Here is a 24,275-nt window from a genome sequence, read left to right on the forward strand (position 1 = left end):
AGGAAGATGACGGTTTAAAGGCGCGCGATGGCCGACGATCCCTTCGCCCTGTTCGCCGCCTGGCTCGCCGAGGCGCAGGCGAGCGAGCCCAACGACCCGAACGCGATGGCGCTCGCCACCGCGGATGCGCATGCGTGGCCGTCGGTGCGGATGGTGCTGCTCAAGGGACACGGGCCGGACGGCTTCGTCTTCTACACCAACCGCGAGAGCCGCAAGGCCGCGGAGCTCGAGGCGAACCCGCATGCCGCGCTGCTGTTCCATTGGAAGTCGCTGCGCCGCCAGGTACGGATCGAGGGGCTGGTGAACCGCGCGAGCGATGCCGAGAGCGATGCCTATTTCGCCTCGCGCAGCCGCGATTCGCAGCTCGGCGCCTGGGCGTCGGACCAATCGCGCCCCCTCGACGTGCGAGAGACGTTCGAGGCGCGCTACGCCGAGGTGAGTGCACGCTTTCCCGGCGATGTGCCGCGCCCGCCGCACTGGGGCGGCTATCGCGTCGTGCCCGAGCGGATCGAGTTCTGGGAGGATCGCGCGCATCGGCTCCATCACCGCCGGCTGTTCGTTCGAGAGGGCGGAGGCTGGACGGAAGGGTTGCTATACCCATGATGACCGAGAGCGAACGCAAGCGCATCATCCCGCTCGCGACGCGCGCGGCGCTGTTCAGCGTCGGCATGGCGACCTTCCTGCTCTGCCTCAAGGGGTTCGCCGCGTGGCACACCGGGTCGGTGGCGATGCTGGGTAGCCTCGCCGACACCGGGCTCGACCTGCTCGCCAGCCTCGTCACCCTCTACGGTGTCCGGCTCGCCGCCGAGCCTGCGGACCACGATCACCGTTTCGGCCACGGCAAGGCGGAGGCGCTGGCCGCACTGTTTCAGGTCGCGCTGATCACGGCTTCGGCGGCCGCCATCGCCTGGCGCGCGATCGAGCGGTTCGGCAACCCCCAGGCCGGCGCCGACGCCGAGTTCGGCATCGGCGTGTCGCTGATCGCGATCGTCGCCACCTTCGTGCTGCTCGCCTATCAGCGCCACGTCATCCGCCGCACCGGTTCGGTCGCGATCCTGGCCGACAACATCCACTATCAGTCGGACGTGCTGCTCAACCTCGCGGTGATCGCGGCATTGGCGCTCGACCAGTATTTCGGCGTCACCGGCGCCGACCCGGTGTTCGGCGTCGCGATCGCGCTGTGGCTCGCCTGGGGCGCCTTCCAGGCCTCGTCCAATGCGATCGACCAGCTGATGGACAAGGAATGGCCCGAGGCGGACCGCCGCGCCTATATCGAGGTCGCCGCGCGCCAGCCCGGCCTGCTCGGCATCCACGATTTCCGCACGCGCCGCTCGGGCAGCCATGAGTTCGCGCAGTTCCACATGGAGGTCGCGCGCGATCTCACCGTCGCCCAGGCGCACGACATCGTCGAGCGGGTCGAGCGGGCGCTGCGCGACGCCTTCCCCAAGGTCGAGGTGCTGATCCACCTCGACCCCGAGGGCCATGTCGACACCGACAATCCGCTGATCGAGGCGGACGTGACGCCGCATTGGTTCGGGAAACGCCTGTGAGACTTGCTTTCGCCCAGATCGACGCCTTTACGAGCAAGCCGTTCGAGGGCAATCCGGCGGCGGTGATGCCGCTCGACGCCTGGCTCGACGACGCGGTGCTCCAGGCGATCGCCGCGGAGAACAATCTCAGCGAGACCGCCTTCCTCGTCCCGGATGCCGGCGGCGAAGCGGATTACGAGCTGCGCTGGTTCACGCCCGGCCACGAGGTGCGGCTGTGCGGCCATGCCACGCTGGCGAGCGGCCATTATCTCCTCGAGCGCGATCCGGCGCGATCCGCGGTCCGTTTCCGCACGCGCCGCGCCGGAATCCTCACCGTCTCGCGCGCCGGCGCGGGCTATGAGCTCGCGCTGCCGGCCTGGGCGCCGTCGCCCAAGCCCCTGCCCGAAGTGGCGGCGGCGCTCGGGGTCGGGGATGTGGTCGAGACGCTGTGGCGCGAAGGCGGCTACGGTGTGGTCGTGCTCGAATCGGAGGAGGCGGTGCGCGCCGTCCGTCCGGACCTGCGTGCGCTCGCTGCGACGGGGGACCATCAGGCGATCGTCACCGCGCCCGGCCGCGACACCGATATCGTCAGCCGCATGTTCGCGCCGGGCGCCGGCGTCGACGAGGATCCGGTCACCGGCTCCGCCCATGCGGTGATCGTCCCCTATTGGGCGAAGCGCCTCGGCCGCGACCGCTTCACCGCCTTCCAGGCGAGTGCGCGGGGCGGGCATCTCGACTGCCGGCTGGAGGGGGACAGCGTCGTGCTCGGTGGCCGCTGCGTGACGGTGATCGAGGGCAGCTTCCTGCTCGTCTGACGCATTCCACATCGGAGCCATTGCCGACGGCCCTGACCGGCCCTAGCTGCGCCTCCATGCGCGCGGCGTCCTACCGCTCTTCACCGGATTCGGGCGGGACCTCGCCGCGGCGGCGCATCGTCTCGCTGGTGCTGACGGCGATCGTCCACCTCCTGCTGCTGCTGATGCTGCTGCGGATCGCGCCGTTCATCCCGTCGTCCGGGCCGCCGCAGTCGGAGACGGTCACCTTCGATGTCGCCGCCGAGGGCGAGAATGCGACGCCGCGCCCCGCCGCCAAGGCCAGGGAGAAGGGCGGGAGCAGAGCCAAGGCCGCACCGACTCCGCCGCCTCCGCCGCCACCGAAGCAGCCGCCGCAGGAGCGGCCGGCGCCTGTCGCCTTGCCCCCCGGATTCATCATGATGAGCCGGGATCAGTTCGCATCCTCCGATATCGACCGGATGCCGCGTTCCCCCGGCAATGCGGGCACGGCGAAGGCGGAGGGCAGCGGCGACGACAGTGCCGACGCCGAAGCGGGCGGCTCCGGCGGCTCGGAACGGCTCTACGACGTCGACTGGTATCGCAAGCCGACCTCGGCCGAGCTCGGCTTCTATCTGCCCAAGCGGCCCGGCCTCAGCGGCTGGGGGATGATCGCGTGCCGGACGGCCCCGAACTACCGCGTCGAGGATTGCCGCGAGATCGGCCAGTCCCCCGCCGGCTCCGGCTTCGCCCGCGCGGTGCGCGAGGCCGCGTGGCAGTTCCGCGTGCTGCCGCCCCGCGTCGGCAGCAAGCCGATACTCGGCGCCTGGGTCCGTATCCGGATCGACTATGTCGAGGGCGTCGCGAAGTCGTCCGACTAGAGGGCGCCGTCGCTTGCAATATAGGATTTCGCCTGACAGCCTCGCGGACCGGCTCTTTCTCACTCGTGAAGGCTCGCCGTCGCGACCGGGCTCGTGCGCGCGAATGATTCGCGTGACCAGAGTCAATTCGGTCAACTTTTCTGCGAACTTTCATGTGACATTATATCGCGAAAGTCACAGTAGGCGTCTACCCGTGACTTTCGTGACCTTCGACGGATTTCTGCGGGTTTCGGCACCTGCCATCGCCGCCACTTCGGGGATGGCGGTGGCGCGATTTCCGTTGAGGACGAAGGGTGGACCGGGGGAGCGACGACTCAGGCGGCTGCGGCCAGCTCCGCCCGTTCGGTCTCGGCGATCCAACCGCCGCCGAGCATGCGGTCGCCGGCATAGAGCACCGCCGCCTGCCCCGGCGCCACGCCATATTCGGGCGCGGCGAATACCACCCGGTCGCCGGCCAGCCGCGCCGGCACCGGCTTGGCGAGGCTGCGCACCTTGGCGGTCATCGGCCCGGCATGGTCGCCGCCGATCCAGTTGATCCCCTCGATCCGCGCCGCCGATACCGCCAGCGCGCGCTTCGGCCCCACCACCACGCGGCGTGTCTCCGGCTCCAGCCGGATCACGTAGAGCGGCTCGGCGAGCCCGCCGATCTCGAGCCCGCGCCGCTGGCCGACGGTGAAATGGATGAAGCCGCGATGCGTCCCCAGCACGCGGCCGCCCTCGTCGACGATCTCGCCGGCGGTGTCGGCCTCGGGCCGCGCCTTGCGCACCACGGCGGCATAGTCGCCGTCGGGGACGAAGCAGATGTCCTGGCTGTCCGGCTTGCCGGCGACGCCGAGGCCGAGCTCGGCCGCGATCTCGCGCACTTCGCTCTTGGGAAGGCCGCCCAGCGGAAAGCGGAGATAGTCGAGCTGATCGGGCGTCGTCGCGAACAGGAAATAGCTCTGGTCGCGCGCAGGATCGGCGGCGCGGTGGAGCTCCGCCCCCGCCGGCCCTTCGACCCTGCGGACATAATGCCCCGTCGCCAGGCAATCGGCGCCGAGATCGCGCGCGAGGGTGAGGAGGTCCGCGAACTTCGGCCCCATGTTGCACTTGACGCAGGGGATCGGCGTGCGCCCGGCGAGATATTCGTCGGCGAAATCGTCGATCACCGCCTCGCGGAAGCGGCTGGCATAGTCGAAGACGTAATGGGCGATGCCTAGCTGATCGCACACCGCGCGCGCGTCGCGGATGTCGCGGCCCGCGCAGCAGGCGCCGGCGCGCCCGACCGCCTCGCCATGGTCGTAGAGCTGAAGCGTTACCCCGATCGTCTCGGCTCCCGTGCGCGCGGCGAGCGCGGCCACGACCGAGCTGTCGACGCCGCCCGACATGGCGACGACGATCCGCCGCTGCGCGAGCGGCCCGGGCAGCTGGAAATCGCCGGACATCATCGCGCGGCCCTTTAGCGGCTCGCGGCGCGCCGTGCAAAAACGGGGCTTTACCTGCTCTTCAGCAATGTTGCGCTAGCCGAGTCGTCTCGTTTCGACTCGCAGGACCGGTGCATTTGGATCTCAGCTTCGCCCGTGCCCAGGACCGCCACGCCACCGCGCTGCCAACCGAGCTCGCGGTGCTGATGGTCGGCATCGCCAGCCGGCAGGCCGCCAGCCCGACCGCGCAGACGCAGGCGCAGCTCACACTCGCCGCGCCCGATACGGAGCCGCTGGCACCGGCCGCAGGCGCCTTCCACGCCGTTGCGGCGGCGTCGTTGACCCGGCGGCAAGGCGAGTGAACGGCGCGTTTACCCTAGGGGTTGAGGGAGCGTTCAAGCTCCGGCGCTAACCGTCGTTTTACGGAATGAGCGTAGGGGGCTTGTCCCAGTATTGAGGGTTGGAATGATCGAGAACCAGAAAATCCGGCCAGCCAAGGTGATCGGCCCGCTCGGCGAGCCGCTGACCCTGGACACGCTGCCGCCGCCCGACACCACCCGCTGGGTGGTGCGCCGCAAGGCCGAGGTGGTGGCCGCGGTCAACGGCGGGTTGCTGACGGTCGATGAGGTCTGCGATCGCTACGACCTGACCGCCGAGGAATTCGCGGGCTGGCAGCGCGCGATCGATCGTTCCGGGATGCCGGGCCTGCGCGTCACGCGCATCCAGCATTACCGTTCGCTCTACGAGCGCCAGCAGAAGTTCTGAGCGCTTACCCATTGCCGGGAATCGTATGCGGCCCGCCGTCCCTTTCGGGGGATGGCGGACCGCTCTGTCATGTGCGACAGTCAAAACGCGAGCGGAACTAATCCCACGCATCGCGAGTCATGCACAGCGAAGGTCGGTCGAACGGCCCGGCTCAATGGAGGGACTTGAATATGGGCATCATCATCTGGCTCGTTATTGGCGGCATCGTCGGCTGGCTCGCCAGCATCGTCATGCGCACCGATGCGCAGCAGGGCATCGTCCTGAACGTCGTCGTCGGCATCGTCGGCGCCTTCATCGGCGGCCTGTTGTTCGGCGGCTCGATCAATCAGGCGGTCACGCTCTACACCTTCCTGGCATCGCTGGTCGGCGCGATCATCCTGCTCGCGATCGTCAATCTGGTCCGCCGCGGCACCGTCCGCTGACCGGATTGGCCGGAAAGGTTGGGAGAGGAGGGGCCGTCCGGCGTCGTCGGACGGCCCCTTTTCACGTCACTTGAGCAGGAAGCGCACCGTGACGCTGACCGTCACGTCCTGCTCGCCTGCGGCGATCTTGGTGTCGGCTTCCGGCGCTGCGGCCGCCATGCGCGCCATCATCATCGGCACGGGGGGAGGCGGCATGGCGCCGCCCTCGCTGATCGAGACGATCCGCTCGACCCTGAGGCCGGCCGCTTTGGCATAGAGCTCGGCCCGCGCCCGCGCCTTGGCGACGGCGTCGGTGCGCGCCTCGTCCTCCGCCGCCTCGGGCCGGTCGATGGTGAGGTTGGGGCCGTCGATCTGGTTGGCGCCTTCCTTCACCAGCGCATCGAGGATCGCGCCGCTCTTGCCGATGTCGCGGAAGCGGACCTGGACGGTGTTCGAGGCCTGGTAGCCGGTGATCACCGGCGCCTCGTTCTGCTGGTAGCGATACTGCGGCTGCAGCGCGATGTTCGCGGTCTGGACGTCGCGTTCGGCGACGCCGGCACGCTTCAGCGCCGCGAGCACGCGCGCCATGCGCTGGGCATTGTCGGCCAGCGCCGCGGCCGCGGTCGGCGACTGGCTCACCACGCCGGCGCGGATGATCGCGACATCGGGGACGCGGGTGGTCTTGCCGGTGGCGGTCAGGTCGAGCAGCGTGCCCTCGGGCAGCAGCACCGGGGCGGTCGCGACCTGCGCATGCGCCGCGACCGGCGCCGCGAGGGCGAGCGAAAGAACGGCGGGAAACCGCATGAAATCCTCCTCAGCAGTATGACGTCGGCAGTAAGACGGAGGCCAGACTAGCTGGCCTCAGCCAACCGGTAATGAACGGCGCCTACAGCTTGCGGAAATGCGCCTGAGAATAGATTCAGGGCGTGCGGCGCCTCGTCACCACCCGATAGAGCGCCAGCAGCACGATCGCCCCGATGGTTGCCGCCACGTAGTTCGCGAAGCCGCCCTGGATCGAGATGCCCGCCGCCTGCGCGGCGAAACCCGCGAGCAGCGCGCCGACGATGCCGATCAGGATGGTCACGATGATGCCGCCGGGATCCTTCCCCGGCATGATCCACTTACCCAGAATTCCCGCCACAAGACCGATCAACAACCAGCCGATGATACCGCGTTCGGGCATTTTCTGTCTCCCATGTGGTGCGCGTCGACTGCGCGCGGAGCGGAGCGTCGCTCCTGAGGCGCGGCAACGCAACCATTTCTTGAACGAAACGCTTCGGAACCAGTCTTTACGAGCGGTATGATCGTGCGGGTCTTCCGCGGAAGACCGACGCGGCGTTGCTCCAGAGTCGCAGCGGCCTAGCCATTTCTTATACACGACCTCTGCCGCGATTGCCTTTCGGCACCGGAATCGTCATGAAGCCGCGCTCTCAAATGACCCGCTTGAGGTCGGTGACTTATTCATATAATACAGCACCGCATGAACGCCTGAGGGGGGCGTGACGGAAAGTGGCGCATATGAACTACGAGACGAAGATGGTGGGCGGCGAAGCGGGCGGCTATGCGGCCTTGCCCGGCGAGGTCGCGCCGCCGCGGCGGCGGCGCTGGCTGATCATCGCCGCGATCGTCGCGATCGTCGTCGTGCTCGCCGCGGCCGCGATGTTCATGCGCGGCGGCGCTGCCGAAACGTCCAAGGGCAAGGCCGGCGCCGCCAACAGCCAGATCCCGACCGTCACGGTCGCAGTCCCGGGCCGCTCGTCGATCCGCAACGTCATCGCCGGCACCGGCAGCCTCGCCGCCAAGCGCGACATGCCGGTCGGTGTCGCCGGCGAGGGCGGCATCGTGACGCGCGTGCTGGTCGAGCCCGGCCAATGGGTCAACGCCGGCCAGGTGCTGGCGACGGTCGACCGTTCGGTGCAGGTGCAGACCGCCGATTCGCTCGCCGCGCAGATCCGCGTCGCCCGCGCCGATGCCGAGCTCGCCCAGTCCAATTATGATCGCGCCAAGCAGCTCGTCAGCAACGGCTTCGTGTCCAAGGCCGATCTCGATCAGAAGGCGGCGACCCGCGACGGTGCGGTCGCGCGCGTCCGGGCGGCCGAGGCCAGCTACAAGGAAGCGCTGGCGCGCAACCACCGGCTCGACATCCGCGCGCCCACCGCGGGCCTGATCCTCACCCGTCAGGTCGAGCCGGGCCAGATCGTCAGCTCCGGCAGCGGCACGCTGTTCCGCATGGCGATGGACGGCAAGATGGAGATGCGCGCCCAGCTGAGCGAGGCCGACATCCAGCGGCTCCACGTCGGCATCCCGGCCGAGGTGCGCCCGGTCGGCACCGACAAGGTGTTCCGCGGCACCATCTGGCAGATTTCCCCGGTGATCGACCCGCAGACGCGCCAGGGCATCGCCCGCATCGAGCTCGCCTATGATCCGGCGCTGCGTCCGGGCGGCTTCGCCTCGGTCCAGGTCGTCTCCGGCGCGGCGGTGGCGCCGCTGCTGCCGCAGTCGGCGGTTCAGAGCGACGTCACCGGCAATTTCGTCTATATCATCGACGACAAGAATCAGGCGGTACGGCGCAACGTGACCACCGGCGAGGTCTCGGACGAGGGCATTGCCATCACCAGCGGGCTTTCGGGCACCGAGCGGGTGGTGCTGACCGCCGGCGCGTTCCTCAATCCGGGGCAGAAGGTCATTCCGGTCCTCAAGAAGGCGGAGCAGGCGAAACCATGAGCTTCCGGAACATCTCCGCCTGGTCGATCCGGAACCCTGTTCCGCCGATCGTCCTCTTCCTGTTCCTCACCATCGCCGGGCTGGTCAGCTTCTGGCGGATGGACGTCAACAACGATCCGGACATCGATTTCCCGATCGTGTGGATCTCGATCTCGCAGCCGGGCGCGGCGCCGAGCGAGCTCGAGACGCAGATCACGCAGCAGGTCGAATCGGCGGTGCGCAGCCTTCAGGGCATCGACGAGATCAACTCGACGGTGACCGAGGGCCAGTCGCAGACGATCGTCCAGCTCGACATCGGCATGCCGGTCGACCGCGCGGTCGAGGACGTGCGCAGCGCCATCCAGCAGATCCGCGGCAACCTGCCCGACGGCATCCTGGAGCCACAGATCGGCCGCGTCGACACGTCGAGCGACAATGACGTCGCCAGCTTCACCGCGCTCGCGCCCGACATGACGGTCGAGCAATTGAGCTGGTACATCGACAACACGGTGCGCAAGGAGCTGCTGTCGATCTCCGGCATGTCGGCGGTGAACCGCAACGGCGGCGTCGACCGCGAGATCCGGGTGATTCTCCACCCCGACAAGCTCCAGTCCTATGGCCTCACCGCCAGCCAGGTGAACCAGCAGCTTCGCCAGGTGAATCTCGACGCGGCGGGCGGCAAGGCGGAGATCTCCGGATTCGAGCAGGCGGTGCGCGTGCTCGGCAACGCCAAGGATGCCTATACGCTCGGCCAGACCCAGATCGCAGTGGGCGGCGGCCGCACGATCCGCCTGTCCGACATCGCCGACGTCAAGGACCTCTACGCCGAGCAGAAGAGCTTTGCGCGCTTCAACGGCAACCAGGTGATCTCGTTCGACATCCAGCGCGCCAAGGGCGCGTCGGACGTCACCGTGTTCCACGCCGCCGAGAAGAAGCTGAAGGAGCTCGAGAAGACCAATCCCAAGGTCCATTTCGAGCTCCTGTTCAACCAGAGCAAATACGCCGAGGAGCAGTTCCACACCGCCATGGAGGCGATGGTGGAGGGCGCGGTGCTGGCGGTGCTGGTGGTGCTGCTGTTCCTGCGCGACTGGCGCGCGACGATCATCTCGGCGCTGGCGATCCCGCTGTCGGCGATCCCGAGCTTCTGGTTCATGGACCTGATGGGCTTCACGCTCAACCAGATGACCTTGCTCGCGCTCAGCCTGGTCGCGGGCGTGCTGGTCGACGACGCGATCGTCGAGATCGAGAACATCGTGCGCCACATGCGCATGGGCAAGTCGGCCTATCAGGCCTCGATCGACGCCGCCGACGAGATCGGCATCGCCGTGCTCGCCACCACCATGTCGATCGTCGCGGTGTTCCTGCCGGTCGGCCTGATGCCGGGCATCTCGGGCCAGTTCTTCAAGAATTTCGGCCTCACCGTCGTCGCGTCGGTGCTGATGAGCCTGGCGGTCGCGCGCATGGTGACGCCGATGGTCGCGGCCTATTTCCTCAAGGCGCACGGCCATGCCGAGCACGCCGGCGGACCGGTGATGGGCGGCTACCTCAAGCTGCTCAGCTGGACGCTGCGCCACCGCTGGTCGGCGGTGGTCGCGGGCATGATCGCGCTCGGGCTCACCATCTGGCTCGCCTTCTCGGGCGTGATCCCGATGACCTTCCAGCCCGAGCAGGACCAGGACGACGTCACCGCGACGATCGAGATGGTGCCGGGCACCTCGCTCGAGCAGACCCAGGCGGTGGTGACGCGCGTCGCCAACCTGCTGCGCCGCGAGCCGGCCGTCGAGAGCGTCTATGAGCGCGCCTTCGTCGGCAACGGCCGCGTGATCGCGATGCTCAAGAAGAAGCGCGACGAGAAGAGCACGCAGTTCGAGCGCCGGCTGGCGCCCGAGCTGCTCAAGATCCCCGATGCGCGCGTCGGCTTCCGCTCGCAGTTCGGCTGGGGATCGAGCGGCCGCGACCTCACCATCACGCTCGGCGGCGAGGATCCCAAGCTCTTGACCCAGACCGCGCTCACGCTGGTCAACCAGATGTCGGGCATGAAGCAGGTGGTGGCGCCGCGCATCGCCGGTGACCTCAACCGGCCGGAGATCGTGATCCGCCCGCGGCTCGACCTGGCGGCCGATCTCGGCGTGACCACGGCGGCGCTCAGCAACGCGATCCGCATCGCGACGCTCGGCGACATCGATCAGAACAGCGCGAAGTTCTCGCTGTCGGATCGCCAGATCCCGATCCGCGTCGCGCTGCAGGAAAGCGCGCGGGCGCGGCTGTCGACGATCAAGAACCTGCCGGTGGCGACCGAGAACGGCGGTTCGGTGCCGCTCGGCGTCGTCGCCGACATCGGCTTCGGCGCCGGCCCGACCAAGATCGAGCGTCTCAACCTGCAGCGCCGCCTGATCGTGGGCGCCGACCTCGCCCAGAACCCGGCGACCGGCAAGCCCTATGTCTCGGGCGACGTGATGAAGCAGATCCACGCGCTGCCGATCATGAAGAACCTGCCGGTGGGTGTCGGCGAGCTCACCGTCGGCCAGGCCAAGTGGCAGGCGGAGATGATCACCAACTTCCTGATCGCGCTGGCGTCGGGCGTGTTCCTGGTGTTCGCGGTGCTGGTGCTGCTCTACCGCAGCTTCATGTCGCCGCTGGTCAACATGGGCTCGCTGCTGCTGGCGCCGTTGGGCGGCCTGATCGCGCTGGCGATCGTCGGGGAGCCCTTGTCGATGCCGGTGCTGATCGGCGTGCTGATGCTGTTCGGCATCGTCGCCAAGAACTCGATCCTGCTGATCGACTTCGCGCTGGAGGAGATGAACAAGGGCGTCGACATGTTCACCGCGCTGGTCGACGCCGGGCACAAGCGCGCCCAGCCGATCGTGATGACCACGGTGGCGATGGTCGCCGGCATGGTGCCGACCGCGCTGTCGCTGTCCGGCGACTCGTCGTGGCGCGCGCCGATGGGCACGACGGTGATCGGCGGCCTGATCCTCTCGACCGTGCTGACGCTGGTGATCGTGCCGGCGAGCTTCAGCCTGGCGGTGGGGATCGAGCGCTGGATCGGGCCGAAGCTCGGCCGCCGCCTGCTCACCTATCGTCCGGGCGACGACGGCAAGCCGGTGATCGAGCATCAGCCGGGCGGACGCATCGGGCACAAGCCCGGCGACGGCGAGATTCAGCCGGCGGAATGAGAGTCTGTTTGTAAAGGCGGCACCGGCCCGCTCCCCCACTCGGCCACCCAACGGCAGTATCTTATGGGTGGCCGGGTGGGGGAGCGGGCCGGTGCCGCCGAAATGCGCCGTCAGGCGCATTTCCAAACAGACTATAAGAGATGCTTGAACAATCCCCGGTTTCGGGGATTGTTTCGGGCATGACGCTCGCGCCGCGCGCTCTCAACCTCAACGGAAGCGCGGCGCCGCCTGCGCTGAGGCGGATGCGGCTGGTCGCGACCGGGCTGCTGGTGGCGATGGCCGGCGTCTATCTCGCCGCGCGCTATTTCCAGCCGGTGCATCCGGCGATGGGTTTCGTCCGCGCCTTTGCCGAGGCGGCGATGGTCGGCGGGCTCGCCGACTGGTTCGCGGTGACGGCGCTGTTCCGCCATCCGCTCGGGCTGCCGATTCCGCACACGGCGATCATTCCCAGGAACAAGGATCGCATCGCCGGCGCGCTCGCCGCGTTCCTGCGCGACAATTTCCTGATCCCGCGCGTGGTGGCGCGGCGGATGCAGCGGGTCGACCTCGCCGGTGCGGCGGGGCGCTGGCTGGCCAATCCTTCGCCCTCGGGCGAGGGCAAGCTGCGGCGCGGCGCGAGCCGGCTCGCCGCCGACGTGCTCGAATCGCTCGACCAGGAGCGATTGGGCGGCATGGTGCGGAGTGCGCTGGCGGGGCGGCTGCGCGCGCTCGACGTGGCGCCGCTGCTGGGGCAGGCGCTTGCCGCGGCGATCGCCGACAACCGCCATGTGCCGCTGCTCGACGGCATCATCCGCTGGGCGGGCCGCGTGGTCGAGGCGAACGAGCCGATCGTCCGCGACATGGTGCGCCAGCGCGCCGGCGCGGTGCTGCGCTGGACCGGGCTCGACGCGACGCTGGCCAACGCGATCCTGGACGGCCTCACCAAGCTGGTGACCGAGATGGCCGAGAACCCGGACCATCCCCTGCGCGAGAAGGCGGAGGAGGGGCTGGCGAAGCTCGCCGACGATCTCCAGCACGATCCGGCGATGCAGGAGCGGGTGGCGGCGTTCAAGGACGAGCTGCTCGACAATCCCGCGCTCGCCGATTGGTGGCAAGGCGTGTGGGAGCAGTTGCGCGCGGCGATGCTCAAGGCCGCGCGCGATCCCGATGCGGTGATCGCCGGCCGCTTCGGCGAGGCGCTGCGCCAGCTCGGCACCACGCTGCAGCAGGATGCGAAGCTGGCCGCCACCATCAACCGCTTCGCCCGCCGAGCTGCGGTCGGCACGGCGGCCGACTATGGCGACGCGATCGTGCGGCTGGTGTCGGACACGATCCGCGGCTGGGACGCGCGTACCATCACCGGGCGGCTCGAGAATGCCGTCGGCCGCGACCTCCAGTATATCCGCATCAACGGCACGCTCGTCGGTGGTCTGGTGGGTGTGCTGATCCACACGGTGGATGTGGCGCTGTGATCTACGCACTCTCCTGTCATGCCGGACTTGTTCCGGCATCCACGGTGCAACAATGCACGGCACTATGCAGGGATGGGTGGACCCCGGAACAAGTCCGGGGTGACGGATGGGGCGAGGGGCTAGCGCCAATCCAGAATCGGCCAGCCCCGCTGCGCCGCCAACATGCGGAGCGGACTGTGCGCATTCACCGCGAACGCCTCGTCGGCCCATTCCAGCGCCGGCGCATCGGAGAGATGGTCGCTGTAGAAGCGGATATGGGCGTCGTCCCGCGCGATCCCCTGCGCCGCCAGCCACGCCTCGATCATCCGCAGCTTGGCGGGGCCGTAGCAATTCTCGCCGGCGATGCGCGGCAGGATCGCGTCGTCGGGGCCGCGCTCGCTGCCGGTCGCGATCACGTCGTCGAAGCCCAGCCGCTTGGCGATCGCGCCGACGTAGAAGGCATAGGACGCGGTCGCCATCACCAGCCTGTAGCCGGCAGCGCGATCCTCCGCGATCCGGCGTCGCGCGCCGTCGAGCACGCCGCGCGCGAGGAGCTGGTCGGCGAAACCCTCCGCCAGCGCCTCCGCCTGCGCCGTGGCCAGCGACCGACCCAGCATCCAGCGCTGCGTCGCCTGCTTGAGGCCGGCGCGGTCGATCAGCCGCGCGCCATAGGCGAGCGTCGCCAGCCCCGCCGCCGGCCACATCACCGTCCGCCACCGCCCACTGCGCGCCACCGCGAAGCGCAGGAAGCGTGTCCAGGTGGGATCGCGCGTGATCGTCTTGTCCATGTCGTAGATGGCGATGCGATGCGGCATGAGGGCGCGCTTTGCACCCTTCTCCTTGCGGCGCCAGCCGAATGTAGTGCAAGGACGGCGCGATGAGCGCACCGGCCGACTTCGTCGAGGATGCCGCCGACGGCGGGACGCTGCGCTTTTCCGGCAATCTGTCGCTCGCGTGCCTCGGCGACGTGCCCGAACGGCTGAATGCGCTGACGGGCGAGGTGAAACGGATCGACCTCTCCGACATCGACCGCATCGACACGATCGGCGCCTGGGTCATCCATCGTTTCGCGCGCGATCGCGGCGCCAGCGTCGACGGGCTCTCCGCCGACGGGAAGCACCTGCTCGACCAGGTCGAGAACGCCGACCAGCCGATCGCGATGCCGGAGCGCCCGCTGCCGCCGTTCCTCCGCGTGATTGCGCAGGTCGGCGAAGCGATCATCACCGCGGCCAAGACGCTGGTCGGCCTGCTCGGCTTCATGGGCGCGACCGTGCTCGCGTTCCTGACGCTGATCCGCCATCCTTCGCGCTTTCGCTTCAACGCGACGGTGCAGCGGTTCGAGGTGGTCGGCGTCACCGCGCTCGGCATCATCGGGCTGATGAGCTTCCTGATCGGCATCGTCATCGCCCAGCAGGGCGCGGTGCAGCTGCGCCAGTTCGGCGCCGAGGTGTTCACGATCAACCTGGTCGGCCGCATCACGCTGCGCGAACTGGGCGTGCTGATGACCGCGATCATGGTCGCCGGCCGCTCGGGCTCGGCCTTCGCCGCGCAGATCGGCACGATGAAGCTGACCGAGGAGATCGACGCGATGCGCACCATCGGCGTGTCGCCGATGGAGGCGCTGGTGGTGCCGCGCACGCTGGCGGCGGTGCTGATGATGCCGCTGCTCGGCTTCTATTCCTCGGTGATCGCGATCCTCGGCGGCGGCCTGCTGTGCTGGGTCAGCCTCGACATCCCGCCCGTCACCTTCGTCCAGCGCATCCGCGAGGTGGTGCCGATCACCGACCTCTACGTCGGCCTGGTCAAGGCGCCGGTGTTCGGCGCGATCATCGCCATCGCCGGCTGCTTCCAGGGGATGCAGGTCGAAGGCGACGCCGAACAGGTCGGCGCCCGCACCACCGCCGCCGTGGTGCAGGCGATCTTCCTGGTGATCGTGCTCGACGCCTTCTTCGCCGTGTTCTTCACCTGGATCGGCTGGATCTGATGGCCGACGAGGACATCGTCGTCCGTGTCCGCGGACTCAGGAACAGCTTCGGCGAGCAGGTCGTGCACGAGAATCTCGACCTCGACGTGCGCCGCGGCGAGATATTGGGCGTGGTCGGCGGCTCGGGCACCGGCAAGTCGGTGCTGATGCGCTCGATCATCGGCCTGCAGACCCCCGACGCCGGCGAGGTCGAGGTGTTCGGCGAGCCCACCATCGGCCGTGACGACAACGAGACGATCGACATCCGCAAGCGCTGGGGCGTGCTGTTCCAGGGCGGCGCCTTGTTCTCGACGCTCACCGTCTCGGAGAACGTCCAGGTGCCGATCCGCGAGTTCCATGGTGATATGGACCCGGTGCTGATGGCCGAGATCGCCGCCTACAAGGTGGTGATGGCCGGCCTGCCCGCCGACGCCGGCCCCAAGTTTCCCGCCGAGCTCTCGGGCGGCATGAAGAAACGCGCCGGCCTCGCCCGCGCGCTCGCGCTCGATCCGGAGCTGCTGTTCCTCGACGAGCCGACCGCGGGGCTCGACCCGATCGGCGCCGCCGCGTTCGACGATCTCACTCGCTCGCTGCAGAAGACGATGGGACTCACCGTCTTCCTGATCACGCACGATCTCGACACGCTCTACGCGATCTGCGACCGCGTCGCGGTGCTGGCCGACAAGAGGGTGATCGCGGTCGGCACGATTGACGAGCTGCTGGCCCTGGATCACCCCTGGATCCAGGAATATTTCAACGGCCCCCGCGGCCGCGCCGCGACGGCGAGCGTCGCGCGCGCCGGGGAACGGGCGACGGCACGATGAGGTAAGGCCATGGAAACGCGATCCAACCATGTCCTGGTCGGCGCCGTGACGCTGATCCTGCTGCTGATGCTGGCGGCGTTCACCGTCTGGCTGTCGCGGTGGGGCAGCGCCGAGGCGAAGGAGTACGACATCTTCTTCAAGCAGTCGGTCGACGGGCTGGCCAAGGGTTCGGCGGTCGCCTTCTCCGGCGTGCCTTCGGGCCAGGTGAAGGACATCGCGCTTTACAAGCCCGACCCGCAGTTCGTGCGCGTGCGCATCACCGTGAACGAGGAGACGCCGGTGCTGGAGGGCACCACCGCCAGCATCCAGGGCGTCGGCTTCACCGGGGTCAGCCAGATTCAGCTCGACGGCGCGGTCAAGGGCGCGCCGCCGATCCGCTGCCCGAGCCGCGATGCCTCCGCGGCCTGCCCGTTCGGCGTGCCGGTGATCCCGACCAAGCAGGGCGGGCTCGGTGCGCTGCTGAGCTCGGCGCCGCGACTGCTCGAGCGGCTGACGACCTTGACCGAGCGGCTGACCGAGCTGCTCTCCGACAAGAACCAGGCATCGATCGCCGGCATTCTCGCCAACACCAACCGCCTGACCGACGCGCTCGCCGATCGCGGGCCCGAGATCGCGGCGACGCTCGCCCAGACCCGCGTCGCGATCCAGCAGGCGGGCGACGCCGCGGAGAAGATCGGCGATCTCGCCGCGACCAGCAACGGTCTGCTCCGCGACGATATCCGGCCGGTGGTCGGCAACCTCAACAAGGCCGTTGCCGCCGCCCAGCACAGCATGGAGAGCCTCGACGGCGCGATCGGCGATGCCAAACCCGCGATCCAGGGCTTCTCCAAGACCACGCTGCCCGAGATCAACCAGCTCATCCAGGATCTGCGCGTGATGTCCGCGTCGCTCTCGCACGTCGCCGAGAAGATCGACCAGGGCGGTGCCAGCTCGCTGGTCGGCTCGCCCAAGCTGCCCGATTACAAGCCCCGGAAGGGAGAGCGCCAATGAAGAAGCTCGCGATCCTCGCCCTGCTGCCGCTGGTCGCCGCCGTCGCGGGCTGCATCCGCTTCGGCGCCGAACCGCCGCCGTCGCTGCTGACGCTCAATACCCAGGCGGCGCTGCCGGCCGGCGCGGTGCCGGGCAGCGGCACGCCGGTCGCGGTCGTGGTGCCGTCCGCGCCGCAGGAGATCGCGACGCAGCGCGTGCCGGTCCGCGCGACCGACACCAGCATCGCCTATGTCAAGGATGCCGTCTGGGTGGAGCCGCCCGCGCGGCTGTTCGCGCGCCTGCTGTCCGATACGCTGATCGCGCGCACCGGGCGGATGGTGGTGTCGGGGCGGCAGGCGTTTTCCAATCCCGGCGCCACCCTCGGCGGCGAGCTCAGGAGCTTTGGCATCGATGCTGCGGGCAACCAGGCGGTGGTGATCTACGACGCCAGCCTGATCCGCGAGCAGGGCGGCAAGCTGGAGAAGCGCCGCTTCGAGGCGCGGGTCCCGGCGAGCGCGATCGAGCCGGGGCCGGTGGGCGTGGCGCTCAATCAGGCGGCCAATCAGGTCGCGACCGAGGTCGCCGACTGGGTGGGGCGCTGAATCTAACGTCACCCCGGCGAAGGCCGGGGTCCCACCAAGCCTCCAGCCCGATACTCGAACCTCTTGTACGACGATTGCGGCACAGTGGACCCCGGCCTTCGCCGGGGTGACGAATGCTGGTTCTTCGCCTACGGCGCCCGGCGCACGCCGATTGCCAGATCACAGACATTGGCGCCGACCGGCACCGTCGGCGGCTCCGGCGTCTCGCGCGATTTGATGTAGGCGGCGAAGCGAGCGTTATCCGTCGCCCGATACTGGAAATGCGGCCGCTCGGCGGCCGGCAGCTCACTCGCCAGGCGCACGCTGACGATGCCGGTGCGCTCGGCTGCCGTGGCATAGACCCCCATCGGCGCCTCACTCCGGGGCAGCGACGACAGGTTGGCCATTCCCTCGATGATTCGCCCCACCACCGTGTAGTTGCGGTCGAGCCGGCGCGCCGACTGGCCGATCGGCGTGAACAGCTCCGATCCGCTGCCGGTGTTGGGCAGCGCGTCGCGTGCCACGCCGACCGAGCCGTAGCAATGCGTCAGCCACGCCTTCCTGCCGTCGGTCGCGATCGGCCAGCCGTCCGCGGTGAAGCCCGAGGCCGACGAATAGGCGTCGGCCTTCCCCATCCGCTGCGCCGCCTCGAACGCGCCGATCTCGAACTCGGCGACGGGCGAGGGCACGACGTCCGCCGGCAGCGCCTTCTTCTCGGTGGGATCGCCCCACTGAGCCACCCAGTTCTCCTGCACGCGATAGACGCTCTCGCCGTCCCACCAGCGCGCGGCGATCAACCGCTTGATGTTGGCGACGTGCTCGGGCGCGAACCGCGGCGCGAGCCGGACCGCGACGGTGCGGTTGCCGGTGAGCGTGATCACCATGATCTCGTCGTCGGGAATCGCCCGCCAATCCTCGGGTGCGGGATCATAGGGCTTGGGCGGCGTGGCAGGGGCGGCTTGCGCGAGCAGCGCGGCGAGGATCGGCATCAGCATGGCCGGAACGTCGCACGCACGCGAAGGTCGCGCAATCGCTTGCCTCGCGGCCGCGCGTCCCTTAGGGCGCTTCGCTCGCGGAGCGGTGGCCGAGTGGTCGAAGGCGCTCGCCTGGAAAGTGAGTATACGGCAAAACCGTATCGAGGGTTCGAATCCCTCCCGCTCCGCCACAGCTTTCCGATAACATATGGGTCAATCGGCGCCCGCGCCGCCTAGGGAGCGAATTGGAGAGATGCAAGCGAACCTCGTCTGGTCGGTATCGGCGCTGCTCGGGGAGGGGCCGATCTGGCTCCCCGCCGACGAGGCGCTGTGGTTCGTCGACATCAAGCAGGACCGGCTGCATCGCTTCGTGCCGGAGAGCGGTGAGCGCGAGACCTTCCATGTCGACAATCGCCCGAGCTTCGCGGTGCCGGCTGCGGCCGGCGGTCTGATCCTGGGGACGGGCCGCGAACTGGTGCGGTTCGAGGGCGGCGCGGTGGTCGAGCGGCTGGCCACGATCCCGATGCCCGTCGGCAACCGCACCAATGACGCGACCGTCGATCCCGAGGGGCGGCTGTGGTTCGGCACGATGGACGACGGCGAGCGCGATCCCAGCGGCCGCGTCTACCGGTTCGACGGCACGCTGACCGAGATGGGTTGCGCCTGCACCATCACCAATGGCCCGGCGGTGAGCCCCGACGGGCGCTGGCTCTACCATGTCGATACGCTCGCCGGGCAGGTCTGGCGCTACGATATCGGCGGCGATCCCGACCGGCTGGAGAATGGCGAGCTCTTCGTCACCATCGCGCCGGACGACGGCCATCCCGACGGCGTCACCTGCGACGCCGAAGGCTGCCTGTGGGTGGCACTGTGGGGCGGCTGGGGCGTGCGGCGCTATTCGTCGGAGGGCGAGCTGATCGCCACGGTCGCTCTACCGTGCGCGCAAGTGACCAAAGTGGCGTTTGGCGGCCCGGACCTTCGCACCGGCTATGTCACCACCGCCAGCGTCGGCCTCAGCGCCGACGCGCTGGCGGCGCAGCCGCTCGCGGGCGGGCTGTTCGCGTTCGAGGCGCCGGCGCCGGGCCTGCCGCCCAACGTCGTGCGCTGATCAGAGTCTGCCCGTTTTAAGTTGAGGCGATGTGCTCCTGCGAAGGCAGGAGCCCTGGATCACCCGTATCGCTCGTGGCCAAGGCTCCTGCCTTCGCAGGAGCACTGACGCCTAGAAGGCGAAGGGCGCCACCGTCTCCCGCTCCGCCGACAGGAAGGCATCGGCGACCAGCTCGAGCGGGCGCGGGTCGACATCGCTTTTACCCTTCGCGATCAGCTCGGCGAAGCGCGCATAAAGGCCGGAATATTCGCGGTCGGGCGCCTCGCGCGGTGCCTCGCCCGGCAGCGCCAGGATGCTGCCGCCCATCGACAGGCGCAGCGTGCCCGCGTCGGTATCGACCTCGATGTCCCAGGTCTGTGGGCCGGTCTGGAGGAAGTCGAACTCCGCCGTTACCGATGCCTTGCCCGACCGCATTGCCAGGCTGGCGGCGATCGGGGTGTCGCGTCCCTCCGGCGTCGCGAGCCGCGCCGAATCGAGCAGCACCGGCTCGGGCAGGATCGCGGTGACGATCGACAGCGCGTTGATGCCCGGATCGAACACCCCGAAGCCGCCCGCGGTCATGATCCATTCCTGGCCCGGATGCCAGCGGCGGATATCCTCCTTCCACGTCACCCGTACGGCGTCGATGCGCTTGCCGGCGAGCCACGCGCGTGCCGGCGCGACACCGGCGGCTTCGCGCGAATGCCAGGTCGCGAACAGCGTCACGCCCTTGGCCTTGGCCTGGCGGGCGAGATCGTTGATCTCGGAAACGGTGGCTGCCGGCGGCTTCTCCAGCATGACGTGCAGCCCCGCCGCGATCGCCTGCGCGGCGATGTCGTGGCGTCCGGCCGGGGGCGTGCAGAACGACACCGCGTCGAGCGCATGGCCGGCAGCGATCAGCTCGGCGATGTCGTGGTGCGCCGGGATGCCTTCCACATGGGCATGGCGGCTGGCGGTCGCGACCAGAGCGAAGCGCGGATCGGCGGCGATCGCGGGAAGATGCTGGTCGCGCGCGATCTTGCCAATTCCGACCAGGCCCAGCCTGATCGCCCCGCCCGCAGTCGCCATTCTCCACCTTCCTTTTATAAGATATATCTGCTTCTATCCCCGCCAATGGTGCTACCAACGGCGCCGCCGGACGGCAAGGGCGGTGCGACCGGATCAGGGAAAAGGGACGAGAGGATGACAGGCAGGATCACGCTCATGGCGGCCGCTGCGATTGCCGTGGTGCTAGCAGTGCCGGCCGAGGCCGCGACCGCGAGGCGCGGCAGCTTCGGCAAGCTTCCCGACGGGCGCGAGGTGCCGTCGGTCACGCTCAGCAACGGAAAGGGCGTGTCGGCGATGGTCATCGCCTATGGTGCGGCGCTGCAGTCGCTGGTGCTCCCTGACCGCGCGGGCAAGCCGGCGGACATCACACTCGGCTATCCGACGATCGACCTCTATCTTTCCAAGCCGCAGTATTTCGGCGGCACCGTCGGCCGTTTCGCCAACCGCATCGCCGCCGGCCGCTACAGCATCGGTGGACAGAGCTACCAGGCGCCGGTCAACGACGGCGCCAACTCGCTCCACGGCGGCAAGACCGGCTTCGACAAGGTGTTGTGGACCGTGGCGTCGGTGACGTCCGGTCCCACCGCATCGGTCACGCTGCGCTACGTGAGCCCCGACGGCGACCAGGGCTATCCCGGGACGATGACGGTCGACGCGATCTATTCGCTCGACGAGAGCAACGCGCTGACGATCGAGTATCGCGCGACCACCGACAAGCCGACGATCGCCAACATCACCAACCACGCCTATTGGAACCTGTCGGGCGAGGGCTCGGCGAACGGCGCGATGGGGACGCTCGTCACCATTCCGGCCGACACCTATCTCCCGACCGATTCGGGCGCGATCCCGACCGGCGAGTTCCGCTCCGTCGCCGGTACCGTGTTCGACTTCCGCACGCCGCACGCGATCGGCGAGCGTGTCCGCGATGCGAGCGACCAGCAGATCGTGTTCGGACGCGGCTATGACCATAATTGGGTGGTGGGGAAGACCGTTACGTCCGACCTCCACCTGATGGCGCGCGCCCACGACCCGAGCTCGGGTCGTGGCTTCGAGCTGTGGTCGAACCAGCCGGGGCTGCAGTTCTATTCGGGCAATTTCCTCGACGGCACCAGCTCCGGCAAGGCGCGCCGCATCTACCGCGAGGGCGACGCCTTCGTGATGGAGCCGCAGATCTTCCCCGACACGCCCAACCAGCCGAAGTTCGGATCGGCGATGCTCAAGCCCGGCGAAACCTATCGCAACGTCATGACCTATCGCTTCACCGTCGGCGACGGCGCCAAGTAGCTCAGTCCCCCTCGGCCGTCTCGATCAGCTCAAGCACGTCGCCGATGATCCGCCGCATCGCCGCGCGGGCGCCCTCGGAATCGCGCGCCAGGATCGCGTCCTTGACCGCAGCGTGATCGGCCACGCTCGCGCTGCGGCCCTTGATGCGGTTGGTGAAGCGGATCGAGGTGCGCAGCGCCGTCGCCACCACGTCGCGGAACTGGGTGTAGAAGGGGTTCTGCGACGCGCGCAGCACCGCGACGTGGAAAGCGATGTCCGCGTCGAGCGTGTCGTCGAGTCCCTTCTCCGCCGCTTCCATCCGCGCGAGTCCGGCGGTGATCCGCGCGAAATCCTCGTCGCTGCCGAAACGCGCCGCCAGCGCGGCCGCCTCCGGCTCGATCCCGGCGCGGAGCTGGTTGAACTGGCGCAGCAGGTCGACCGAGAATTTGCGCTCGAGCAGCCAGCGCAGCACGTCGGTGTCGAACAGGTTCCACGAGCTCGCCGGCTGGATCACCGTCCCCTGACGCGGCCGCGCGCTGAGCAGCCCCTTGGCGGTCAGCATCTTCACCGCCTCACGCGTTACCGAACGGCTGACGCCGTGTTGCTTGGCGAGCTCGGCCTCGGTCGGGAAGGTCTTGCCCTCGTAATGGCCGGTGACGATGGCCCGTCCCAGGCTGTCAAGCATGCCGTAGGTCAGGTTGCGCCCGAGCGCCGCCCGCCCGTCGGCGGCCTCCGGATCGGTGTAGGAAGTCGCCATCCCCTCTTCGTCCTCATCTGAGGCCTATCGGCCGCCCTGTTCATCGCCTAGGTTAGCCGTTGCGTGGCGCTGGACAAGTCCCATAAATCAGATAAATGAACCGGATAGGCGCGAACAACGGCGGATAGTGCCGCCGGAACGGGGCGGGGAGAGCATGTATGGGGCTGTCGACCATCGATGTCATCGTCGTGATCGCTTATGCGATCGGCATCTTCGGCCTGGCGCAATGGGTATCGCGCGAAAAGGCGGGGCACGCCAAGGACACCTCCGACTATTTCCTCGCGTCCAAGAACCTGCCGTGGTGGGCGATCGGCGCCTCGCTGATCGCGGCGAACATCTCCGCCGAGCAGATCGTCGGCATGTCCGGATCGGGCTATGCGATCGGGCTCGCCATCGCCTCCTATGAGTGGATGGCGGCGGCGACGCTGCTGATCGTCGGCAAGTTCTTCCTGCCGATCTTCCTCAGGAACGAAATCTACACCATGCCGCAGTTCCTAGAGCGGCGGTACGGACGCACGATCCGCAGCCTGATGGCGTGGTTCTGGCTTGCGCTCTACGTGTTCGTGAACCTCACCTCGATCATCTGGCTCGGCTCGATCGCGGTGACCAAGGTCGCCGGCATCGACCAGAACGTCGCGCTGGTCGTGCTCGGCGCCTTCGCGCTGCTCTATCAGCTGCGCGGCGGGCTCAAGGCGGTGGCGCTGACCGATATCGTCCAGGTGACGCTGCTGGTGCTCGGCGGCCTGGTCGTCGCCTATCTGACCCTAAGCGAGATCGGCAACGGCGACCTGTTCGCGGGCTGGCACAAGCTCGTGACCACCGCGCCCGATCATTTCCACATGATCCTGAAGCCCGGCGATCCGCATTACATGGACCTGCCGGGCCTGTCGGTGCTGATCGGCGGCATGTGGATCGCCAACCTCAGCTACTGGGGCTTCAACCAGTACATCATCCAGCGCGCGCTCGCGGCCAAGAACATCAACGAGGCGCAGAAGGGCGTGTTGTTCGCCGCCTTCCTCAAGCTGCTGATGCCGCTGATCATCGTGCTGCCGGGTATCGCCGCGGTGCTGCTCGCGCCCGATCTGTCGAAGCCGGACGAGGCCTATCCGACGATGATGCGGCTGCTGCCGACCGGGCTGCTCGGCCTGGTCTTCGCGGCGCTGATCGCGGCGATCATCGCCTCGACCGCATCCAAGATCAATTCGATCGCGACGATCTTCACCCTCGACGTCTATGCCAAGTTCCGCGGCGTGCGCACCGCCGCCGAGGATTCGGAGGGCAAGGCGCGCGAGGAGCGGCACCTGGTGCTGGTCGGCCGCATCACCGCAGCCGCGGCGATCGCCATCGCCATCCTCACCGCGCGCCCGCTGGTCGGCGCATCGGAGCAGGCGTTCCAGTTCATCCAGGAGTTCACCGGCTTCTTCACGCCGGGCATCACCGTGATCTTCCTGCTCGGCCTGTTCTGGAAGCGCGCGAACGAGGTCGGCGCGATCGCCGCGGCGGTGGCGTCGGTGGTGCTGTCGGCGGTGTTCAAATATCAATGGGCGTCGCTGCCGTTCATGGACCGGATGGGCGTCGTATTCCTGATCGCGCTCGCGCTCGCGGTGGTGCTGTCGCTGGTCACGCCGCAAAAGCCCGGCACCGATACGATCGAGACCGGCGACGTGCGCTATGCAACCTCGACCGGATTCAATATCGGGGCGATCGGCGTGGTCCTGATCCTGGTCGCGCTCTACGCGACCTGGTGGTGAT

General features: G+C 68.6%; 24 protein-coding genes and 1 tRNA gene. 18 read left to right on the forward strand and 7 right to left on the reverse strand.

Annotation, left to right across the window (positions count from 1 at the left end; translation table 11 throughout):
* The first annotated feature begins 27 nt into the window (after positions 1 to 27).
* From pdxH to AC2YHA_RS17445, 4 genes are read left to right on the forward strand one after another with little or no spacing between them, the layout of a single operon-like run.
* Complete coding sequence (gene pdxH, locus AC2YHA_RS17430) at positions 28 to 603, forward strand: pyridoxamine 5'-phosphate oxidase (RefSeq protein ID WP_487402635.1); 576 nt, start codon at positions 28 to 30, stop codon at positions 601 to 603.
* The gene (locus tag AC2YHA_RS17435) at positions 603 to 1,550 is read left to right on the forward strand and encodes a cation diffusion facilitator family transporter (RefSeq protein WP_487402665.1); all 948 of its coding nucleotides are present in this window, start codon (positions 603 to 605) and stop codon (positions 1,548 to 1,550) included. Before pdxH ends, AC2YHA_RS17435 begins: the two co-directional genes overlap by 1 nt.
* The gene (locus AC2YHA_RS17440) at positions 1,547 to 2,344 is read left to right on the forward strand and encodes a PhzF family phenazine biosynthesis protein (RefSeq protein WP_487402636.1); all 798 of its coding nucleotides are present in this window, start codon (positions 1,547 to 1,549) and stop codon (positions 2,342 to 2,344) included. The genes AC2YHA_RS17435 and AC2YHA_RS17440 overlap by 4 nt, the downstream gene beginning before the upstream one ends.
* Before the next feature lie 56 nt (positions 2,345 to 2,400).
* Entirely contained in the window at positions 2,401 to 3,180 is a 780-nt protein-coding gene (locus tag AC2YHA_RS17445; RefSeq protein WP_487402637.1) for a hypothetical protein, read from the forward strand.
* A gap of 314 nt (positions 3,181 to 3,494) precedes the next feature.
* On the opposite strand, the gene mnmA is transcribed toward AC2YHA_RS17445, so the two are convergent.
* Complete coding sequence (gene mnmA, locus AC2YHA_RS17450; RefSeq protein WP_487402638.1) at positions 3,495 to 4,607, reverse strand: tRNA 2-thiouridine(34) synthase MnmA; 1,113 nt, start codon at positions 4,605 to 4,607, stop codon at positions 3,495 to 3,497.
* Positions 4,608 to 4,714: 107 nt separating this feature from the next.
* On the opposite strand from mnmA, the gene AC2YHA_RS17455 reads away from it, so the two are divergent.
* From AC2YHA_RS17455 to AC2YHA_RS17465, 3 genes are all read left to right on the forward strand, one after another.
* On the forward strand, positions 4,715 to 4,945 hold the full coding sequence (locus tag AC2YHA_RS17455) for a hypothetical protein (protein ID WP_487402639.1): 231 nt from the start codon (positions 4,715 to 4,717) through the stop codon (positions 4,943 to 4,945).
* A 103-nt stretch (positions 4,946 to 5,048) separates the two neighbouring features.
* Entirely contained in the window at positions 5,049 to 5,348 is a 300-nt protein-coding gene (gene sciP / locus AC2YHA_RS17460) for a CtrA inhibitor SciP (protein ID WP_233784959.1), read from the forward strand.
* 170 nt (positions 5,349 to 5,518) lie between these two features.
* Positions 5,519 to 5,770, forward strand: coding sequence for a GlsB/YeaQ/YmgE family stress response membrane protein (locus tag AC2YHA_RS17465; protein ID WP_233784960.1), 252 nt, complete (start codon positions 5,519 to 5,521; stop codon positions 5,768 to 5,770).
* Between the two features lie 66 nt (positions 5,771 to 5,836).
* Here AC2YHA_RS17465 and AC2YHA_RS17470 read toward each other — a convergent pair whose 3' ends face one another.
* Complete coding sequence (locus AC2YHA_RS17470) at positions 5,837 to 6,553, reverse strand: SIMPL domain-containing protein (RefSeq protein ID WP_487402640.1); 717 nt, start codon at positions 6,551 to 6,553, stop codon at positions 5,837 to 5,839.
* Between the two features lie 115 nt (positions 6,554 to 6,668).
* Complete coding sequence (locus AC2YHA_RS17475) at positions 6,669 to 6,932, reverse strand: GlsB/YeaQ/YmgE family stress response membrane protein (protein WP_487402641.1); 264 nt, start codon at positions 6,930 to 6,932, stop codon at positions 6,669 to 6,671.
* 335 nt (positions 6,933 to 7,267) lie between these two features.
* Between AC2YHA_RS17475 and AC2YHA_RS17480 the strand changes: the two genes are divergently transcribed.
* From AC2YHA_RS17480 to AC2YHA_RS17490, 3 genes are all read left to right on the forward strand, one after another.
* A complete protein-coding gene (locus AC2YHA_RS17480; protein WP_233784964.1) occupies positions 7,268 to 8,473 on the forward strand; it encodes an efflux RND transporter periplasmic adaptor subunit in 1,206 nt (401 codons plus the stop codon).
* Positions 8,470 to 11,628, forward strand: a complete 3,159-nt coding sequence (locus AC2YHA_RS17485; protein ID WP_233784965.1) for an efflux RND transporter permease subunit — start codon at positions 8,470 to 8,472, stop codon at positions 11,626 to 11,628. The genes AC2YHA_RS17480 and AC2YHA_RS17485 overlap by 4 nt, the downstream gene beginning before the upstream one ends.
* Positions 11,629 to 11,870: 242 nt before the next feature.
* On the forward strand, positions 11,871 to 13,079 hold the full coding sequence (locus AC2YHA_RS17490; RefSeq protein WP_487402666.1) for a DUF445 domain-containing protein: 1,209 nt from the start codon (positions 11,871 to 11,873) through the stop codon (positions 13,077 to 13,079).
* A 119-nt stretch (positions 13,080 to 13,198) separates the two neighbouring features.
* Here the strand turns inward: AC2YHA_RS17490 and AC2YHA_RS17495 are convergent, their stop codons facing one another.
* The gene (locus AC2YHA_RS17495) at positions 13,199 to 13,873 is read right to left on the reverse strand and encodes an HAD family hydrolase (RefSeq protein ID WP_487402642.1); all 675 of its coding nucleotides are present in this window, start codon (positions 13,871 to 13,873) and stop codon (positions 13,199 to 13,201) included.
* Positions 13,874 to 13,935: 62 nt separating this feature from the next.
* Here AC2YHA_RS17495 and AC2YHA_RS17500 point away from each other — a divergent pair, with 62 nt between their 5' ends.
* The 4 genes from AC2YHA_RS17500 to AC2YHA_RS17515 are packed head-to-tail and all read left to right on the forward strand — an operon-like array spanning position 13,936 to position 17,416.
* Positions 13,936 to 15,042 (forward strand): ABC transporter permease, encoded by a 1,107-nt coding sequence (locus AC2YHA_RS17500; RefSeq protein WP_487402643.1) that lies wholly within the window; start codon positions 13,936 to 13,938, stop codon positions 15,040 to 15,042.
* The gene (locus AC2YHA_RS17505) at positions 15,042 to 15,845 is read left to right on the forward strand and encodes an ABC transporter ATP-binding protein (protein WP_233784968.1); all 804 of its coding nucleotides are present in this window, start codon (positions 15,042 to 15,044) and stop codon (positions 15,843 to 15,845) included. The genes AC2YHA_RS17500 and AC2YHA_RS17505 overlap by 1 nt, the downstream gene beginning before the upstream one ends.
* A 9-nt stretch (positions 15,846 to 15,854) precedes the next feature.
* Positions 15,855 to 16,835, forward strand: coding sequence for an MlaD family protein (locus AC2YHA_RS17510; RefSeq protein WP_487402644.1), 981 nt, complete (start codon positions 15,855 to 15,857; stop codon positions 16,833 to 16,835).
* Positions 16,832 to 17,416 carry an ABC-type transport auxiliary lipoprotein family protein gene (locus AC2YHA_RS17515; protein ID WP_233784970.1) on the forward strand — a complete coding sequence of 195 codons (585 nt, stop codon included), beginning with the start codon at positions 16,832 to 16,834 and terminating at the stop codon, positions 17,414 to 17,416. The genes AC2YHA_RS17510 and AC2YHA_RS17515 overlap by 4 nt, the downstream gene beginning before the upstream one ends.
* Positions 17,417 to 17,544: 128 nt before the next feature.
* On the opposite strand, the gene AC2YHA_RS17520 is transcribed toward AC2YHA_RS17515, so the two are convergent.
* Positions 17,545 to 18,390, reverse strand: coding sequence for a peptidylprolyl isomerase (locus AC2YHA_RS17520; RefSeq protein ID WP_487402645.1), 846 nt, complete (start codon positions 18,388 to 18,390; stop codon positions 17,545 to 17,547).
* 79 nt (positions 18,391 to 18,469) lie between these two features.
* Here AC2YHA_RS17520 and AC2YHA_RS17525 point away from each other — a divergent pair.
* Positions 18,470 to 18,560 (forward strand) — tRNA-Ser (locus AC2YHA_RS17525).
* Between the two features lie 62 nt (positions 18,561 to 18,622).
* Complete coding sequence (locus AC2YHA_RS17530; RefSeq protein WP_487402646.1) at positions 18,623 to 19,477, forward strand: SMP-30/gluconolactonase/LRE family protein; 855 nt, start codon at positions 18,623 to 18,625, stop codon at positions 19,475 to 19,477.
* Between the two features lie 111 nt (positions 19,478 to 19,588).
* Here AC2YHA_RS17530 and AC2YHA_RS17535 read toward each other — a convergent pair whose 3' ends face one another.
* A complete protein-coding gene (locus AC2YHA_RS17535) occupies positions 19,589 to 20,524 on the reverse strand; it encodes a Gfo/Idh/MocA family protein (RefSeq protein ID WP_487402647.1) in 936 nt (311 codons plus the stop codon).
* Positions 20,525 to 20,638: 114 nt separating this feature from the next.
* On the opposite strand from AC2YHA_RS17535, the gene AC2YHA_RS17540 reads away from it, so the two are divergent.
* Positions 20,639 to 21,787 (forward strand): aldose epimerase family protein, encoded by a 1,149-nt coding sequence (locus AC2YHA_RS17540; RefSeq protein WP_487402648.1) that lies wholly within the window; start codon positions 20,639 to 20,641, stop codon positions 21,785 to 21,787.
* A gap of 1 nt (position 21,788) precedes the next feature.
* Here AC2YHA_RS17540 and AC2YHA_RS17545 read toward each other — a convergent pair whose 3' ends face one another.
* Positions 21,789 to 22,523, reverse strand: a complete 735-nt coding sequence (locus tag AC2YHA_RS17545) for a FadR/GntR family transcriptional regulator (RefSeq protein WP_233785000.1) — start codon at positions 22,521 to 22,523, stop codon at positions 21,789 to 21,791.
* A gap of 158 nt (positions 22,524 to 22,681) precedes the next feature.
* Between AC2YHA_RS17545 and AC2YHA_RS17550 the strand changes: the two genes are divergently transcribed.
* The gene (locus tag AC2YHA_RS17550; protein WP_233785001.1) at positions 22,682 to 24,274 is read left to right on the forward strand and encodes a sodium/sugar symporter; all 1,593 of its coding nucleotides are present in this window, start codon (positions 22,682 to 22,684) and stop codon (positions 24,272 to 24,274) included.
* Position 24,275: the final 1 nt, after the last annotated feature.

The organism is Sphingomonas sp. SRI_018, from assembly GCF_057586275.1.